This is a genomic window from Xenorhabdus littoralis (assembly GCF_033949345.1).
Lineage (GTDB): Bacteria > Pseudomonadota > Gammaproteobacteria > Enterobacterales > Enterobacteriaceae > Xenorhabdus > Xenorhabdus littoralis.
This window is the reverse complement of sequence record NZ_VCDP01000067.1, coordinates 70,854-89,496: the sequence shown is the minus strand read 5'-3', so window position 1 is coordinate 89,496 and position 18,643 is coordinate 70,854. Positions and strand designations below refer to the sequence as shown.

General features: G+C 43.3%; 14 protein-coding genes. 6 read left to right on the top strand and 8 right to left on the bottom strand.

Annotated elements, in window-relative coordinates; all coding sequences use genetic code 11:
* From FE394_RS15940 to FE394_RS15930, 3 genes are all read left to right on the top strand, one after another.
* Positions 1-853, top strand: an 853-nt coding sequence (locus tag FE394_RS15940; RefSeq protein ID WP_319927346.1) for an IS3 family transposase, incomplete at its 5' end; no start/stop codon positions are given.
* A 398-nt stretch (positions 854-1,251) separates the two neighbouring features.
* On the top strand, positions 1,252-1,560 hold the full coding sequence (locus FE394_RS15935; RefSeq protein ID WP_319927345.1) for a hypothetical protein: 309 nt from the start codon (positions 1,252-1,254) through the stop codon (positions 1,558-1,560).
* A 53-nt stretch (positions 1,561-1,613) separates the two neighbouring features.
* A complete protein-coding gene (locus FE394_RS15930; protein ID WP_319927344.1) occupies positions 1,614-1,934 on the top strand; it encodes a hypothetical protein in 321 nt (106 codons plus the stop codon).
* Between the two features lie 460 nt (positions 1,935-2,394).
* Here the strand turns inward: FE394_RS15930 and FE394_RS15925 are convergent, their stop codons facing one another.
* The 7 genes from FE394_RS15925 to ppsR form a co-directional block, all read right to left on the bottom strand.
* Positions 2,395-3,177, bottom strand: a complete 783-nt coding sequence (locus FE394_RS15925; RefSeq protein ID WP_419836352.1) for a heme ABC transporter ATP-binding protein — start codon at positions 3,175-3,177, stop codon at positions 2,395-2,397.
* 11 nt (positions 3,178-3,188) lie between these two features.
* Positions 3,189-4,190 carry a FecCD family ABC transporter permease gene (locus FE394_RS15920; protein ID WP_319927342.1) on the bottom strand — a complete coding sequence of 334 codons (1,002 nt, stop codon included), beginning with the start codon at positions 4,188-4,190 and terminating at the stop codon, positions 3,189-3,191.
* The gene (locus FE394_RS15915) at positions 4,187-5,005 is read right to left on the bottom strand and encodes a heme/hemin ABC transporter substrate-binding protein (RefSeq protein WP_319927341.1); all 819 of its coding nucleotides are present in this window, start codon (positions 5,003-5,005) and stop codon (positions 4,187-4,189) included. Before FE394_RS15915 ends, FE394_RS15920 begins: the two co-directional genes overlap by 4 nt.
* Positions 5,002-6,075 carry a hemin-degrading factor gene (locus FE394_RS15910; protein ID WP_319927340.1) on the bottom strand — a complete coding sequence of 358 codons (1,074 nt, stop codon included), beginning with the start codon at positions 6,073-6,075 and terminating at the stop codon, positions 5,002-5,004. Before FE394_RS15910 ends, FE394_RS15915 begins: the two co-directional genes overlap by 4 nt.
* Before the next feature lie 76 nt (positions 6,076-6,151).
* Positions 6,152-8,179 (bottom strand): TonB-dependent hemoglobin/transferrin/lactoferrin family receptor, encoded by a 2,028-nt coding sequence (locus FE394_RS15905; RefSeq protein WP_319927339.1) that lies wholly within the window; start codon positions 8,177-8,179, stop codon positions 6,152-6,154.
* Positions 8,180-8,634: 455 nt separating this feature from the next.
* A complete protein-coding gene (locus tag FE394_RS15900; protein ID WP_319927338.1) occupies positions 8,635-9,681 on the bottom strand; it encodes a 3-deoxy-7-phosphoheptulonate synthase in 1,047 nt (348 codons plus the stop codon).
* Positions 9,682-9,833: 152 nt separating this feature from the next.
* Entirely contained in the window at positions 9,834-10,697 is an 864-nt protein-coding gene (gene ppsR, locus FE394_RS15895; RefSeq protein WP_319927337.1) for a posphoenolpyruvate synthetase regulatory kinase/phosphorylase PpsR, read from the bottom strand.
* A gap of 261 nt (positions 10,698-10,958) precedes the next feature.
* Between ppsR and ppsA the strand changes: the two genes are divergently transcribed.
* Positions 10,959-13,337: a phosphoenolpyruvate synthase gene (gene ppsA / locus FE394_RS15890; RefSeq protein ID WP_319927336.1), complete on the top strand. Its 2,379-nt coding sequence runs from the start codon at positions 10,959-10,961 to the stop codon at positions 13,335-13,337.
* Positions 13,338-13,818: 481 nt separating this feature from the next.
* On the opposite strand, the gene ydiK is transcribed toward ppsA, so the two are convergent.
* The gene (ydiK, locus tag FE394_RS15885) at positions 13,819-14,928 is read right to left on the bottom strand and encodes an AI-2E family transporter YdiK (RefSeq protein WP_319927335.1); all 1,110 of its coding nucleotides are present in this window, start codon (positions 14,926-14,928) and stop codon (positions 13,819-13,821) included.
* A gap of 207 nt (positions 14,929-15,135) precedes the next feature.
* On the opposite strand from ydiK, the gene ydiJ reads away from it, so the two are divergent.
* Both ydiJ and FE394_RS15875 read left to right on the top strand, forming a co-directional pair.
* A complete protein-coding gene (gene ydiJ / locus FE394_RS15880; RefSeq protein ID WP_319927334.1) occupies positions 15,136-18,207 on the top strand; it encodes a D-2-hydroxyglutarate dehydrogenase YdiJ in 3,072 nt (1,023 codons plus the stop codon).
* Positions 18,204-18,617, top strand: coding sequence for a hotdog fold thioesterase (locus FE394_RS15875; protein WP_319927333.1), 414 nt, complete (start codon positions 18,204-18,206; stop codon positions 18,615-18,617). The genes ydiJ and FE394_RS15875 overlap by 4 nt, the downstream gene beginning before the upstream one ends.
* Positions 18,618-18,643 lie beyond the last annotated feature (26 nt).

Genomic DNA, 18,643 nt, shown 5'->3' with positions numbered 1-18,643 from the left:
ACGGCTGAGCACCCGATGGCCGGTCACCGAATTATGTCAGATGTTTCAGGTGTCACGCAGTGCCTATTATGACTGGCAGAAACGCCCCGTTGACAGGGAACGTCTGCAGTTGCGTGCCCGTGTTCGGGAACTGTATAACGAAAGCCGTGGAGCGATAGGCAGCCGTTCTCTGAGTCGTTTGCTCACCAATGAAGGGTTCCCAACCGGGCGCTGGAAAGCGCGGCGGTTAATGCAGGAATGCGGTTTGCAAAGCCATCAACCGGGGGCTCACTGTTACCGTCCGGCTGGGGAAGAGCACCCGGCATCACCAAATCTTTTGCAACAGAATTTTGCCCCGGAATGCCCGAATACCCGGTGGTGCGGAGACATTACTTATATCCGTACAAAAGACGGCTGGCGCTATCTCGCGGTGGTGATGGATTTATTTTCCCGCCGCGTGGTGGGTATGGCTATTTCGACGTCACCGGATGCCGAGCGGGTCTGTCGGGCATTGGACAATGCGCTGGAAACGCGTCATATCGAAGGCCGGCTGATTTTTCACTCAGATCAAGGCAGCCAATACAGCAGCAAGAAATTTCGCCGCTTACTGTGGCGAAATAAGATTATCCAAAGTATGAATCGCAGGGGCTGCTGCTATGATAATTCCCCGATGGAACGGATATTCCGGAGTCTGAAAACCGAATGGATCCCACCAGAAGGTTATCTGGATATCCATGATGCGATAAGAGATATCACGAAATATCTGGGCGGATATTACAACGACGTCCGTCCCCCTAGTTTCACTGGCGGTCTTTCTCCCGTTGAATACGAAAAGCAGTGGGAAGAGGCTAAAATTGTGTCCGGAAGTCCTTGACCATATATGGACGTGCCTTCCGTTTTGGTTCCACTGTACAGTTATCTCAGCTCAATGGACTGATTCCAATTTGAATTCGGGGCTGAAACGTCTTTGCATTATGCCACCTGTTTGATTGTTGGAGTGAGAATATCACCTCTATAGCAGTGACCAAAATTAGTCTTCCACATTAGTTTTTTAATGACAGCTTAAACAGAATTCGGGTTACTTAATAGAGAATTGCTTGGTGAAGATTAAATTCAAAAATCACCAATATAGTTAATTATTAATGTTTATTAAAGAGCAATTCATGCTTTAATAGCAATATAAAATAAATTAAAGAATTTTTTAATGAAATATAATTAATTACCATTTTAATTACAATTAAAATCACCAAATTCATCATAGAGGTGAATACTATGAATGACAGAAGATTATATAATACATCAAATTATGATATAGATATTTTCGCCCAAGGAACAGCTGAATCTAAATTTGGTTTCGTTACTGCATATCCTGGACGTAATGTATGGGTATTCATTGAGGGTGACGAGCTTTTGACGTTAAGAGCTAACATAGTAATAGACAAGGGTGTGAATTCTTCAGTCATATTTAGCCAAGAATTAAAAGCTAGCCCTGGTGGGTATCTTTATAATATTTTCAATAGAAAAGAAATCGCCATTAATATTAACTACGACCAAGATTTTTTTGAATTTATCATAACATAGCGAAGCTATATCTACTCATCATCTTACTAAACATAATTGATAGGTTTTATAATATGAGCTATAGAGACGTACTTAATCGTGTAGGAGAACGCATAACCGTCACCTTGATTGCTGATAGTGGCACAAGTGCAACAGCAATAATAAATAACAAATCAGGAAAGAGGATATATTTTGGTTCCGGAAAGGATGATCGATTAAAGAGTGTAGTTCTTAGTTATTCACATTCATGGAGCAGAGAAGAAACTAAAATTATATATGAAGTAAAAACTATTGGACAAGGAATTGATAGAGTATTTAACGATAACACAAATTTGTATTTTGACCAGTTCGGTGAATCTCCATTTAGGATTAAAGTAATTGGACGTAAGATGTGAATTTTTAGACCTCAACTGACAGTTTTATGTATATTTAACAGGTGTTAGTTGAGGTTAGTATGAACAAGAAAGAAGAACAGGCAATTAAAAGAAGGCTCAAAATATTAGGAAAATCTTATATCTGCGCAAAAATCATCATTTTGGGAGTGCCAAAATAGCGTGGTATTTGGCCCAGTATCATGACCGAAAGTTTCCCTGTCAGGCGTTTACAGTGTTCTGTGCCGTCATGACCTTAACCGACCACCTACCTTCCGCACGTAAGCAGCGTACCGTTGAAGCAAATTCCAAATGATTTGACTTATTATTAGATGAAGTCGCTTTGTTCTTATCGGCTTTTCTTTATTTAAGGCAAATTTTACAGTGTGACCCGCAAAATTTGCCTTTTATCTTTTGGCAGATTTCAAATTGTAGCCAACATCCTGACCAATAGAGTGTAAGGCTTGAAAAGGGGGATAACCCTCTATTGTCGGAGGTAAATTTGCGGCAGACGGGTTTCTGGATGTTGAGTAACACCTAAATCTGCTTTATACCATTGTCTGAGAATATCATCACGAAGCACATCTTGCGGAGTGCCGGATGCGACTAATTTTCCCTTGTGTAACAAGATAATTTTATCGGCATAAAGTGCTGCCAGATTCAAATCATGCAATACACAGCAGACGGCAAGGGGAGATTGCCGTGTCAGTCGGTGAACCAGCCGTAATGTATGTTGCTGATGGTATAAATCCAGCGCTGAGGTTGGTTCATCCAAAAATAGGCAGGATTCAGTTGGTTCTGAGTGCCACAACTGAGCCAAAACTCTTGCCAGTTGAACCCGCTGCTGTTCTCCACCAGATAGCTGTTGATAATTCCTGTTTCTCAGTTCTTCGCATTCTGTCAATGTGATGGCTTCATCGATGGCGACTTTATTGTGGGCATTTTCGTGGGGAACGCGTCCCATCGCAATGACCTCTTCCACACTGAACGGGAAAGCAAGAGAGCTATATTGCCGCATTACGGCACGAATGCGCGCCAACTGCTGAGTTGGCCAGCGGGATATGGGAACACCTTTTAACAAGCACTCTCCTGAATCAGGCGAATTATAGCCAGTTAATAACCGTAATAGTGTCGATTTTCCCGCCCCATTCGGGCCAATAATCGCAACAACTTCTCCCTGACGAATAGAAAGTGATACGTTCTTGATTATCTGTCGTTGCCCGATGAAATAACTCAGATTTTTAGCTTCAAGTAAATTATCTGACATGATCGGTTTCATTATAAACGCCCCCCTGATGACTTAAGAATCAGCCATAAGAAATAGGGAGCACCGATCAAACCGGTAATGAGTCCTACTGGCATTTCGGCAGGAGAAACCAATGTTCTGGCCAGTGTATCGGCTGATAACAAAAGACATGCTCCACCCAGAGCTGATAGTGGCAGCAACCAAGTATGATCGCCTCCAAATCTCAGTCTGATAAGGTGAGGTATAACCAGACCGACAAAACCAATGACTCCCGTCAAAGCAACAGCACACCCAATCAATAAGGCACTCAGCAGCAATAATTGGTATTTAGTGCGCTGGACATTAATGCCCAAATAGTGAGCTTCCTCATCGCCTAATTGCAGTAAATTGAGTTTTCGTGATTGGCTGAATGTCACTATACAAATAGGAATAATAATTGATGCCGCGATAATCAGTGTCGGCCATTCAATCTGGCTCAGGGAACCCATCATCCAGATGGTGAACTGACGCAATTGCTGATCGTTGCTGATGTAACTCAGAACACCAATAAATGACATGCAGAGCGCATTGATGGCAATTCCTGCGAGCAAAAGTTTTGACAGGTTACCGTAGCTATATTTATTGAGCGAAAATATCAGGAATGAGACTAATAAGCTGCCGACAAAAGCTGCAATAATATGACCGTACAAGGCAATGCTGGCAGGCAAGGTGAAAGGCAGAACAATCACCATTGCCACGGATAATGCGGCTCCGCTGCTGATCCCCAATAGTCCGGGATCAGCCAGAGGATTACGGAATAACCCTTGCATCACGGCACCCGACACAGCCAGCGCGCATCCAACAAGAATTGCCAGCAGGATACGCGGTAACCGGATATTTAGCCAAATCTGCCACTGTGGGTCTTCCAGAGAGGCTTCCCACAGGGTTTTAAAGGAAAGTGGCAATGCCCCCATATTGGCTGAACTGATGGCTAAAAAGAACAACAAAAACCCCAGTGCCATTAAGCCGAGACTGGGGGATTGGGTACGACTCATTGCACTTTCTCCGCGGCCTCACGGACTTGTTTCATAACAGCGGGAGTTTGCAGGCCAAATCCAAGCAGACCCATTTCATCAACAACAACGACTTGTTTTTTCTTGCCTGCTGGCGTGAAGTTTAACCCGGGGAGTTGCCAGATTTTTTCCATACCCCCTAATGTTTTCACACCTTCTGTACTGACAAGCAGCAAGTCTGGTTTACTGGCGATAACACCTTCTTGGGATAAAGGGCGGTACCCCTGAAAACCTTGCATCGCATTCTTTGCCCCAATGGCACGGATAATTTGATCTGCGGCTGTTTGCTGACCCGCAGCCATTGGCATAATGCCCCCGTGGCTCATGACATAGATCACTTTGGTAGGAATATCTGACGTGGTGATGCTTGCGAGTTGTTGACGATATTGGGCAACCAGTTCTTCACCACGTTTTTCTTGATTGACCACCTTGGCGACGGTTCTGATTTTTTCAGGAACGGCTTCTAACGAGGCTTCGCTGGTCACTTTAATCACTTTTACACCGGAATCCTCGACTTGCTTGAGTGCCAGAGAAGGTTGAGCCGATTCACTTGCGATCACCAGTGATGGGCGCATGGATAAAATTCCTTCAGAATTCAGCATCCTCATATACCCTATATCAGGCAGAGAAAGTAATTCTTTGGGGTTCAGGCTGGTACTGTCCCTTGCGACAACGTGCTGTCCTTCGCCAAGTGCAAAAACAATTTCAGACACATCGCCACCAACTGTAACAATGCGTTCAGCAGAGAACGCATTAAAAGTGATGGCAAGCATAAATGTTAGAAGCCACTTTTTCATGCTACACAAGTTTCCTGTTCTGGTTGCAATTTAGGCAGAGCGGCAATTTGTTCACGCCATTGAGTCTGCTCAGAAGTACCTTCGGTGCGTTGACCGTACAACTGTGCGATTTGGTTACCATCAGCATCAAACAATTCCAGGCTGGTGACGAAACCATCATCTGTTGGTTTGCGGGTGATCCAGCTTTCCGCAATGGCGCTTTCAATCAGGTGCAGAGTAAAGTTGTGATTGAAAATATTGAGCCATTTCTGTGTGGAGTTTTCTTCCTGATAAGGCATCAGACGTTCCAGTTTGCCAGTAAAGATCTGAATACAACCACGGTTTCCGACAAATACCATGATTTCGTTCTGATCTTTATGAGCAGTTTCAATAAGTTGAGATAAAGCTGAATTATCTACACGATATGCCAAATCATCCTTAACCGCATTGAAAATCTGTTGGCGGTTCAGGTTATGACGTTTCATCATGATGAAGAACTGGTGAACATCAGTCATGGCGCGCCATTCTTCATCTAACTGTGTTTGCAGTTGTTCAGTCATTTCTGCATGTACAGGTACTGTTTCCTGCTGAATTTCCAATGCTGGATTTTCATCAGTCTGATATTTTTCAATCAGGGCTTCCCATGCTGCCATATCAGTATTGCTGGTGATATAAACTTTATGCAGTGCATCACCTTGGCGATCAAAAAACTGGATACTGTGACGCATACCATTCTTGGCAGGTTCAATCAAAGAGAAAACACTGCTCCAGTGATCGAAGAACAGACGCAGATCCAATTCGCGCGGATTGAGGATCAAACCTACGTGTTGGCTGAATTTAGTATTTTCGTAACAACCAACATGTTCGTGAACGGCGAAATCATTACGGGTAATCGCCTTGGTTTCACCAACAGTCGCCAATTCCTGAAGCAGGGTAGGAGCATCAACGTTCAAACGTTTTGCATCAATACCGACACGGCTATGCAATAACTCTCCTTCGCTGACATTGAGGTAAGCAGCCAGATCACGTGCATATTTAGCTTTGTTATCTGCTTTGGCTTGTTGGTAACGTTCATAAAGTGATTGAGTCACAGTTGCTAGCTCCTTAAAAACACGGCGTTAAAAATAAATTTAGTCTTAAAATTAATCTTATGGATTGCTGCTGTTTTTACCACTGGTAGCTGACAAACAGTTTGGCATTACGGCCACTCTGTGGTGCTCCCTGTGATGAGTAATATTCTTTATCAAAGGCGTTACCCAGTACGATGGAGGTGGTTAACCCTTTTAATGCTGCATCACCGTGATAACTGACGTAGAAATCATTGATGCCATAACCTGCGTATTGAGAAGCCTTTCTCTTCCCATTTTTTTCTTTAAAATTAGTTTGCTGGGCAAATTTACCGATCCATCCAATGGAAAAACCTGTTCTGGACAGAGGAATATCCAATGTGCTGGTCAAGGTATCTGGGCTGAGAGCTTCTATAGATGCGCCAGTTTCTTCGTTTTTGCCAGTTGTTCGGTTATAAGCGAGATCCCAAGTAAACATGTCAGAGTCATATGTCATGGAAACATCCCAGCCCCAGATTTTGGCTTTCGGAATATTTGATGATGTTGTGAATCTCATGTCAGGTGTCATGGTGGGAGATATGTAATCTTTCGCCTTGGTATCAAAATAACTGGCTTTGAATTTCAGTCCATCGTTGTTCGCTAAGAGATCATCAAAGCGCAGCCCGAAGCCATATTCCAGTGTGGCATTGCTCTCAGGACGCAAATTAGGATTTGGCTTCCAATAGTTAGTTAAATGTATGCCAGGCATATCAAAATGTTTTGAATCGTTATACATTTCCCCCATAGTTGGGGCACGGAACGCCTGAGAATAAGAAGCAAATAGCATCGACCAATCTGTTGGAGTGATGCTGACAGTACCTTTTGACGACCATTTGTTGGCACTGATATCGTCATATTTGCTATTTGAGGCTTTGTAATTGTCGTAACGTGTCCCGGCGATGAATGAAACGGGTAAATCACGTAAAGTCATTTCATCTTGAACCCAACCAGATACAAAACGAATATTGGCATCCGGGAAACTTTCTGTATTGCCACTTGGTTTTTGTTTCTGTTTATAAGTTTCACCGCCGTAAGTTAATTGATGAGCGGCAAAGACATTTGTCCCAAAATGGGAGCGGTTTTCTAGTTTTATACCGTAAGTTTCTTGTTGGCGGCCTTCAAAACCTTTCTCTTTGGTTTTAGCGTTAATATCAATGTCAGAGTAATAAGCGTCAGCCCTGAGATTTAACCAATTGAATTCTGATGGATTAAGTTGATAGGTCAATTGAGCATCACGCTGTGTTGTCGTGCGGTCTGTTCGTTGATTATCCTTATTATCTGTAAGCAATTGAGGATTTTTGGGCTCATGAGCTGCATTGCGGTAATAACGTAAATCGCCACTGAGTGTTTGACTGTCAGTTATTTTCCAAGAACCCTTTGTCAGAATATTACCAATGCTCTCATCGTTACGGCCTTGTAAACCGCTCCCGTAGCGGATATTGCCTACATCACGGGTAGCAAATGCAAATAAACCATCAAATTGTTCTGTTCTACCAAATGCGGAGCCGCCAAATCCGAGACTATGGTCACCGCTTCCTGCACGGTTAAAGACACGAAAACCGGTATTCTGACCCTCTTCCAATAAATCTGCGGCATCCACTGTCTGATAGGCAATAACTCCTCCCAGAGCACCACTGCCATATAATAAGGCTGATGGACCACGAACGACTTCAACCTGTTTAATCAAGGCGGGGTCGAGAAAAACACTGTTAAGATGTCCGGTATCAGTTCCTTGTCGAATACCATCCACAAGCGTTAAGACACCATTTTTAGAATAACCGCGTAGGCTGATGTCCTGTCCATTGGCACGGTCAGTACCAGAAATATGGAGCCCCGGGATATTGCGCAGCAAATCATTTGCGCTGCCCGCTACTTTACTATTGGCAGAATTGTTCTTAATGACCGTAACCATCATCGGTGCTTCAAAACTGTCACGTTGATTGCCTGTGGCATACACGGTCAAAGTATCTTTAGATGATTTATCTTTTTCTTCGGAAAGCAATGTTGTTGCATTCGCAGAAGATAAACTCGCGAAGATGACCACACTTAATGTAGACAGTTTCAGGCTTGGCGGTTTAATTGGGGTCATGCAGGTCAATCTCCATACTTCAATAGTATTTTTTTATGAACACCATTTTTACTAACTCTGTTTTATGAACACATGTTTTATAAACACTGTTTTATGAACACTGTTTTATGAACATAAGTAACCAAGCGCCTTGCTGCTATTTAGCAGGCGGGTTACTGGAATTTTTATTGTGTCAGAATACATTTGCTGGATTTGGTCGGATATAACGGGAAGATCTGCTGTTGCAGAAGGCTAATGTAGCAACATTGATAATACGCTGATTTTTCCATACCGAGTCTGAACAATAATTATTCTGATATTGAGAATAATTATCGTTTCAATCAGGGCTAACTTCAAGTTATTTTTTATACCTTAAATTGAGTAATAATTTCCCAATATGAGTTGATTTATTTTTACCGATAACAACTGGCCCCGAGAGTAAACAGGAGCCAGAATAAAGGATATAAGGGAAGAGTTCAGAAACGGTTCTCAACAGCATCAGCAAGGATACTGATGAATTGTTCCGTATCCTGCCAGCTAAGGCATGGATCGGTAATCGATTGCCCGTAGGCCAGTGATTCACCCTCAACTACTTTCTGTGAGCCTTCAACCAAGAAACTTTCAGCCATAACGCCAGCAATAGCGGTTGAACCAGAGCGAATTTGTTCGCTAATATTTCTTGCAACATCTAGCTGACGGCGATGAATTTTCTGGCAATTGGCATGACTGCAATCCACAATCAAACGTTCAGGTAAGTGAAACTCACGTAATTTATGACAGGTTGCCTCAATATCTTCCGCATTGTAATTCGGTTTTTTTCCGCCCCGCATGATGATATGCCCATAGGGATTCCCGCTGGTTTGATAAATAGTCATCTGACCGTTTTTATCAGGGGAGAGGAACATGTGTTTGGCGCGAGCAGCACGAATTGCATCAATAGCGATAGCCGTATTACCATCCGTCCCGTTTTTAAAACCAACGGGACATGACAGGGCTGAGGCCATTTCCCGGTGAATCTGGCTTTCCGTTGTTCTGGCACCAATGGCTCCCCAACTGATTAAATCGGCAATATATTGACCGATAACCATATCCAGAAATTCTGTAGCGGTAGGAACACCCAGTTCATTGATGTCAATGAGTAGCTTACGGGCAAGGGAGACGCCTTTATTGACTTGGCAAGATCCATCTAACATGGGATCTGAAATCAAACCTTTCCAGCCAACAACCGTTCTTGGTTTCTCGAAATAGGTTCGCATGACAATTTCCAGACTGTGCTGGTATTTTTCGCGCAGAGTACTCAGGCGAGAGGCGTAATCAAGGGCTGCATCAGTATCATGAATGGAGCAGGGGCCAATAATGACCAGTAAACGTCGATCATCGCCTGCCAGAATCGATTCAATACGCTTTCGTGACAATGTCACATTTTGCAGGGTTTTATCTGATATAGGATATTGTTCGGTAAGCGCTTTAGGTGTTATCAGGCTATTAATGCGGTGGGTTCTTAATTCATCTGTTTTGTGCATATACTTTCTCAAATTTTACTTCACATGAAACAGTGTCTGAAATGACTGAAAGTCACAATAACTCAACCTCCGGCAAATTCAACAGACAATAATGATATTTTTGCAAGAAAATGCCGTGGACAAAGGTTGTGAAATATGCCGATATTTCGAAGTCAGAACATACGACGTTTCAATCCCATACTATCAATAATTTTGGTTGAGATTTCTTCAACAGAATAATTGGTGGTATTTAAATAGTTAATCTTATTTTTACGAAATAATGCTTCAACTTCAGCAAGCTCAACGCGACATTGTCGTAATGAAGCGTAGCGGCTATTTTCTCGACGCTCTTCCCGGATAGCTGAAAGTCTTTCAGGGCTGATAGTCAGGCCGAATAATTTATGTTGAAAGGCTTTTAACGCGGGGGGCAATAGTAGGTTATCCATGTCATCAGCAGTGAAAGGATAGTTTGCTGCCTGAATGCCAAATTGCATTGCAAGATAGAGACTGGTCGGTGTTTTGCCGCAACGGGATACCCCGAGAATAATGACCTGAGCTTGATCGAGATTGCGTAATGAAATGCCATCATCATGAGCGAGAGCATAATCAATGGCTGCAATACGGGCATCATATTGGCCCAGATTCTTTTTGGATAAGCCGTGGGTTCGGTGCAGTTCGGGTTTTGGCTCTAAACCAATTTCTTGTTGTATTGGTGCAACGAGTGTCTGGACAATGTCCTGACAGAAACCATTACTCTGGGTAATAATATTTTTGACTTCATCTGAAATGATGGAATAAAAAACTAATGGTCTTATTTGTGTTTGTTGATATATCGCGTTTATTTGATCCCGGATTTCTTCTGCTCTGGTTTTGCTGGCGACGAAAGGTAAGGTGTAGGAAATAATAGCAATCGGAAATTGGGAGAGCACTGCATGACCTAATACTTCTGCCGTGATTGCAGTTCCATCGGAAATAAAAAATACACTGCGTTGCAGTATGTCATCTTCGGATGTTGGCGGGATATGAGTTTCTATCATCGTCTCTTTCTTTATATTGCTGGTTTGGCTGTGGGATATCAGATTTATGGTTTATGGAGTTGATAGCTGAATCGTTTTTAACAAGAATTGTTAGTAAAACCCATTTTATGGATTATACCTGTAAAAAAATAATATTGTTGGGTTGATCGATTCACCTTTCCATCTCTGGCAAGACATTGTGCTAGGCTATTTTCTGCTGTGATAAGCAACCTTAATTTTTCCGTTTTTTGTACCTCCGAATGTAAAAAAGGATAGTTTCCAATGTCCAATAGTGGCCTCATCCCTAGCAATGTGCTCTGGTATAATCAATTAGGCATGAATGATGTTAATCGGGTCGGTGGTAAAAACGCCTCTCTCGGCGAGATGATTACCAATCTGGCTGAACTTGGTGTGTCTGTTCCCAATGGTTTTGCGACGACAGCACAGGCATTTAATGATTTTCTGGAACAAAGTGGTGTGAACCAGCGTATTTATCAGTTGCTGGATGAAACCAATGTTGATGATGTTAAGCAATTAGCCAAGGCTGGCGCACAGATCCGCCAGTGGGTGATTGAAACCCCATTTACGTCTCAACTCGAACAAGATATCCATGATGCCTACCTGAAATTGTCTGAAGGTGAACCTGGTGCTTCTTTCGCCGTGCGTTCTTCCGCAACCGCAGAAGATATGCCGGACGCCTCTTTTGCCGGACAGCAGGAAACTTTTTTGAATGTGCAGGGCATTGATGCTGTGATGGTTGCCATCAAACATGTCTTTGCGTCACTTTTCAACGATCGTGCTATTTCTTATCGTGTCCATCAGGGATATGACCACCGTGGTGTTGCACTTTCTGCTGGCGTTCAGCGCATGGTGCGTTCTGATTTGGCATCGTCAGGTGTTATGTTCACGATTGATACTGAATCAGGTTTTGATCAGGTCGTGTTCATTACATCCGCCTATGGCTTGGGTGAGATGGTGGTACAAGGTGCAGTAAACCCTGATGAGTTCTATGTCCATAAACCTACGTTGATGAATAATCGTCCTGCGATAGTGCGCCGTAATCTCGGTTCTAAAAAAATACGTATGGTTTATGCCGATAGTAAAGAGCACGGAAAACAAGTGTGTACAGAAGATATTCCGGATGAATTACGCAATCGTTTTTCTTTGACTGACAGTGAAGTGGAAGAGCTGGCAAAACAAGCCTTATTGATTGAAAAACACTATGGCCGCCCGATGGATGTTGAATGGGCAAAAGACGGGCACAACGGCAAGCTCTATATTGTACAGGCCCGTCCTGAAACCGTGCGGTCAAATCAGCAGGTAATGGAGCGCTACCAGCTCAATGAACAGGGCAGTGTGCTGGTGGAAGGCCGGGCGATTGGGCATCGTATCGGTGCCGGAACTGTCAAAGTTATCCATGACCTTGGGGAAATGGATCGCATTCAGGCAGGTGATGTATTAGTGACGGACATGACCGACCCGGATTGGGAACCGATCATGAAAAAAGCAGCAGCGATTGTCACCAACCGGGGAGGACGTACCTGCCATGCAGCCATCATTGCCCGTGAGTTAGGCATCCCAGCCGTTGTTGGTTGCGGAGATGCGACTGAACGTCTGAAAGAGGGACAGCAGGTGACTGTTTCCTGTTCAGAAGGTGATACGGGTTTCGTTTACCTGAATAAATTGGATTTCAGTATCCAGAGTTCTCAGATTGATGAGCTGCCCAAACTAGATGTCAAAATCATGATGAATGTGGGCAATCCTGATCGTGCATTTGATTTTGCTTGCTTGCCAAATGAGGGTGTTGGTCTGGCTCGTCTGGAATTTATCATTAACCGAATGATTGGGGTTCATCCTCGCGCTCTACTTGAGTTTTCCCAACAGCCCTCTGAATTGCAGGAACAGATTAGGGCATTGATGGTTGGATATGATGATCCTATTGAGTTTTATGTTGGTCGGTTGACTGAAGGAATTGCGACATTAGCGGCAGCATTTTGGCCAAAACGTGTCATTGTGCGTCTGTCAGATTTCAAGTCCAATGAATATGCAAATTTAGTCGGCGGGGATAAGTACGAACCGCACGAAGAGAACCCGATGTTAGGTTTCCGGGGGGCTGGTCGTTACGTTTCAGATAGTTTCCGCCAGTGCTTCGCTTTGGAGTGCGAAGCGATCAAGCGTGTACGCAATGTGATGGGATTAACTAATGTTGAAGTGATGGTTCCATTTGTACGTACTGTGGCTCAGGCTGAAGCGGTGGTGGCTGAGCTAGCCTCTCAAGGTCTGAAACGTGGAGAGAATGGGCTGAAAGTCATCATGATGTGCGAGATCCCATCAAATGCATTATTGGCAGATCAATTCCTTGAACATTTTGACGGTTTTTCAATTGGCTCAAATGATATGACACAGCTGGCTTTGGGATTGGATCGCGATTCTGGCATCGTCTCTGAGTTATTTGACGAACGTAATGATGCGGTGAAACAATTACTTTCCATGGCGATTCAATCGGCCAAGCGTCAGGGAAAATATGTTGGTATCTGTGGTCAAGGGCCTTCAGACCATGAAGATTTTGCTGAATGGCTAATGAAAGAGGGAATTGACAGTTTATCGTTGAATCCTGATACGGTAGTAAAAACTTGGATTTCTCTGGCTGCAAATAATTAGTTAAAGATAATTCAGGCGTAAATTAAAAGCCTGCCAGAAATAGGTGCAGGCTTTTATATTCTATGCGGCATGATTTTTTTTAACACGGGTGATTAATTAATAGAAGAGAAAAATTAAAAAGCTAAAAAAAGCTCAAAAAAAAGCCTATCATGGGCTGACAGGCAAAGACTACACACAGCAATATATGTATTACTTCATTGAACTCCGCCTATGGCGTTATAGACTGAGTTGGCAATAACTGGGAAACATTCGTTTCGATAGAAAGAATACTAATTTAATAAATAAGTTTATTCATTAAGAATCCTCTTAATAAATAGAGTTAAGAAAAATAAATTTCAATAATATAACTTTTTTGTAACAATTTTTCTTTGGGAGTTTATTATTTTTAAGGATTGAATTTATATTTACGATAAACCATGGATGATATATTCATCAATTTTATAATTGCGCGGAAATATTATTTTTCCGCACAATTATTATGTCATTTTATAGTCTTTTCTTGAAAGTATATATCAGTATCATCTATTTTACTTTCTGGTTTAGGAACTTCATTCATCCATGCCAATAGCAAACGGTAAGAAACAGCCAGTACCACGGGACCAATAAATAATCCGATTACACCCAGTGAAAGTATGCCGCCGATTACGCCGGTAAGAATTAAAACCATGGGCAAGTCGGCACCAAGACGGATGAGGAAAGGACGAAGGACACCGTCCATTGTAGTCAGAATGAGGCTCCAGACGACTAAAAGGGTCCCCCAAGTTGTTTCTCCTGTCCAATAAAGCCACGCGATAGATGGAATAAGGACCAGAAGAGGCCCAAGCTGAGCAACACAGCACACAAACATAAGCACAGTAAGTATCATTGGATAGGGAATCCCTGCGATAGCCAGACCAATTCCACCCGCGATAGCTTGTACCAATGCTGTGACAACGACACCAAGTGCTACGGCGCGGATGGATTGCGCGGCCAGCAGTACGACCGCATCACCGCGTTTGTCCGCCAATCGGATGGCAAAGTGGCGAATACTCAGCATAACATGCTCGCCTTTCCAATAAAGCAATACACTGAACATCACCATGAGCGCCATATGGAAAAGGAAACGACCTGCATTAGCGGCTTGGGCAAAAAACCAAGTTGCCGCTTTGCCGATATAGGGAGGGATTTTGTTCAAAAGCATGTTACTGCCATCAGCAATCAGATCCTGCCATTTAAGATATAGATCATCACCAACGACGGGTATCCGGCTGAGCCATTCTAATTGTGGCAATTGAAATGCAGAAGGGGATTTCGCCCAGGCAATCAGTGGGGCACTGTTTTCCACCAGGCTACCGACAAGTAATGCGATGGGGATAACAAATAATAAGACTAATAGCAATGTCATGACAGAAACGGCGATCCAACGTTTCCCCCATAACCGTTGTTGTAATTTTTCCAATAACGGCCAAGTTGCGATGACAACCATACCTGACCAAATGAACCCCAACACAAAGGGGCTTAAGACCCAAAAACTGGTCGTAATCAGCAATAAAATGAAGAATAGTGCAAATAGCAGTTTGGGTAGATCGTGATGTGATTGCGATTTTTCCATGAAATGATTTCTCTTAGCAATTGAAAATACTGTTAGCAGTAACAATGGTAATCAAATATAACGTTATTTCACTGGTTGCTCAAAATAGATAAATATTGTGATATTGTTAAAAGCCTTCCTGCTCAGAGAATTGTCTGAGCTACGTTATCCAAGATAGTATATAAATAGAGCAATGTGGATACTAATTAGAAAAGGGGCAACTAGCCAATGATCCCACGTATATCACAAGCCCCCCATGTCAGTGAACTGGCACAGGAATATTTGACTGCACTGAAAGAAGCTGGCTTTACTGGAGACACCGCCAGTAGTTACGCTGATAGACTGACCATGGCGACAGATAACAGTATTTATCAGCTGTTGCCGCAAGCCGTCGTCTTTCCCCGCTCTGGTGCTGATGTTGTATTGCTGACAAGAATAGCTGCTGAGGAGCATTTTCAAACCCTGACATTTACCCCACGTGGCGGGGGAACAGGTACGAATGGGCAATCACTCAATAATGGTATTGTAGTGGACATGTCCCGCTACATGAATCGTATTTTGGAAATCAATCCGGAACAAGGATGGGTCAGAGTCGAAGCTGGTGTTATCAAAGATCAACTTAATCAATATTTAAAACCTTTCGGTTATTTTTTCTCTCCAGAACTTTCAACCAGTAATCGCGCTACATTGGGCGGAATGATCAATACAGATGCTTCCGGTCAGGGATCGTTGGTTTATGGTAAAACCTCGGATCACGTATTGGGTGTGCGGGCTGTTTTATTGGGGGGAGAAATGTTCGATACCCGGCCTATGAGCACCGAATTGGCGGAATCGATTGCTCAGGAAAAAACCATCATAGGCGGTATCTATAAAACCGTGCTGGAACGTTGCCGTGAACAACGTGAGCTAATCATTGAGAAATTCCCTAAGCTTAACCGATTCCTGACAGGGTATGATTTGCGTCATGTATTCAGCGATGATATGCAGTCCTTTGATCTCACCCGTATTTTAACAGGCTCTGAAGGCACACTGGCGTTTATTACTGAAGCGACATTGGATATTACACCGTTGCCAAAAGTTCGGCGGTTGGTGAATGTTAAATATGATTCCTTTGATTCAGCCCTGCGCAATGCCCCTTTTATGGTGGAAGCGAATGCGCTGTCTGTTGAAACAGTCGACTCTAAGGTACTCAATCTGGCACGTGAAGATATCATTTGGCATTCAGTGAATGCATTGATTACTGATGTACCTGATAAGGATATGCAAGGACTGAATATTGTCGAATTCAGTGGCAATGACGTACAGCAAATTGATCGGCAGCTGGCTGATCTTTGTCTGCGCCTTGATGAATTGATGGAAAAAAATCAGGCCGGGATCATTGGTTATCAAACCTGCCATGATTTGATGGATATTGAACGCATTTATGCCATGCGGAAAAAATCTGTCGGATTGCTCGGTAACAGCAAAGGAGCGGCCAAACCGATTCCGTTTGTTGAAGACACTTGCGTTCCTCCCCAATACCTTGCCGATTATATTGTTGAATTCCGCCAGCTTCTGGACAGCCACAAACTGAATTACGGTATGTTCGGGCATGTGGATGCTGGTGTGTTGCATGTGCGGCCAGCACTGGATATGTGTGATCCTCAGCAGGAAATACTGATGAAGCAGATTTCCGATGAAATTGTTCGTTTGACAGCCAAATATGGTGGTTTGCTGTGGGGTGAGCATGGTAAGGGATTTCGGGCGGAATACAGTCCTGCCTTTTTTGGCGAAATTTTATATAACGAATTACGCCGAATAAAAGCGGCATTTGATCCACTTAATCGACTCAATCCGGGAAAAATATGTCCACCGATTGGAATTGATGCCCCAATGATGAAAGTTGATGCAGCCAAACGTGGGACCTATGATCGTACAATTCCTGTTAATGTGAGAAGCGCATTTCGCGGTGCGATGGAATGCAATGGTAATGGCTTGTGCTTCAATTTTGATGTCAAAAGCCCGATGTGCCCTTCAATGAAGATCAGCCAGCATCGCATACATTCTCCGAAAGGCAGGGCAACCCTTGTCAGGGAATGGTTGCGGCTTTTGACTGAACAGGGGGTTGAACCTAAATTATTGGAGCAAGGGCTGACTCATGAACGCCCCAGTCTGCGGGGATTGATTGAAAAAACACGTCATAGTTGGCAGGCATGGCGGGGTGAATATGACTTCTCACATGAAGTAAAAGAGTCTATGTCAGGCTGTCTGGCGTGTAAGTCTTGTTCGACACAATGCCCGATTAAGATTGATGTACCTTCGTTCCGTGCACGTTTTTTGGCACTTTATCACAGCCGTTATCTGCGTCCGTTGCGCGATCACATCGTTGCTAATGTTGAACACAGTACGCCATTAATGGCAAAAACGCCCCGGATATTTAACTTTTTCCTGAAACAGTCATGGGTACAAAAAGCCAGTCAACATAGCATTGGAATGGTTGATCTACCGTTACTTTCTTATCCTACATTGCAACAGCAGCTGGCAGGTCATTATGCCGCAAGGACAACACTGGAGCAGCTAGAAACCCTATCACCATCCCAGCGGGCCCAACATGTGCTCATTGTTCAAGATCCTTTTACAAGTTACCACGATGCAGAAGTTGTTTCTGACTTTGTGCAACTGGCAGAAAAGCTGGGACGTAAACCCGTATTATTGCCATTTTCACCTAATGGCAAAGCACAGCATGTTAAAGGGTTTCTGAACCGTTTTGCCAAGACAGCAAAGAAAACGGCTGATTTTCTTAATCGGGTAGCGCGGTTGGGTATTCCTATGGTGGGAGTCGATCCTGCTTTAGTCCTGTGCTATCGAGATGAGTACAACGAGACTCTTGGTGAGCAGCGGGGGGATTTTGCAGTCCAATTGGTTCATGAATGGTTAATCAGTATTTTGCCGGAAAAAATGCCACAAGAAAAAAGTGATGATTCAATTTCTATCCAAGAGTGGTATTTACTGGGTCACTGTACAGAAGTGACGGCATTACCTAATAGCAGTAAGCAATGGAGTGATATCTTCCGCCATTTTGGTCACCAATTGAATAATATCAGTGTGGGATGCTGTGGCATGGCTGGCACATATGGCCATGAACAGAAAAATTTTGAGAACTCGATCGGTATCTACAAGCTTTCATGGACACCGGCATTGGAAAGCCTTTCTTCAGAACATTGTCTGAGTACAGGGTATTCATGTCGTAGTCAGGTGAAACGCATAGAAGGAAAGCGACTTAAACATCCATTACAAGCCTTATTGGAGATAGTGACGTGATTTGGAAACGTAATATAGATGTGAATATGCTTAATCAGCTGAATGATAAGTGTATGGTAGGACATGTAGGAATCGAATTTACTCAACTTGGCAATGATTTTATTGAAGCAATAATGCCCGTTGATCAACGAACAAAGCAGCCATTTGGCATTCTGCATGGTGGCGCTTCTGTCGTATTGGCTGAAACACTGGGCTCGCTTGCGGGCTATCTTTGTTCGGAAGGTGAACAGAAAGTAGTGGGGGTAGAAATCAATGCCAACCATCTTAAATCTGTTCGTGAAGGCATGGTTAAAGGGGTTTGTAAACCTATTCATCTGGGCCGATCACATCAGGTTTGGCAGATTGATATTTACAATGAACAAGAACAATTGTGCTGTACATCTCGTCTGACAACTGCTTTATTATCATAGCATTACCCTATTGTTTCATTGCGTTT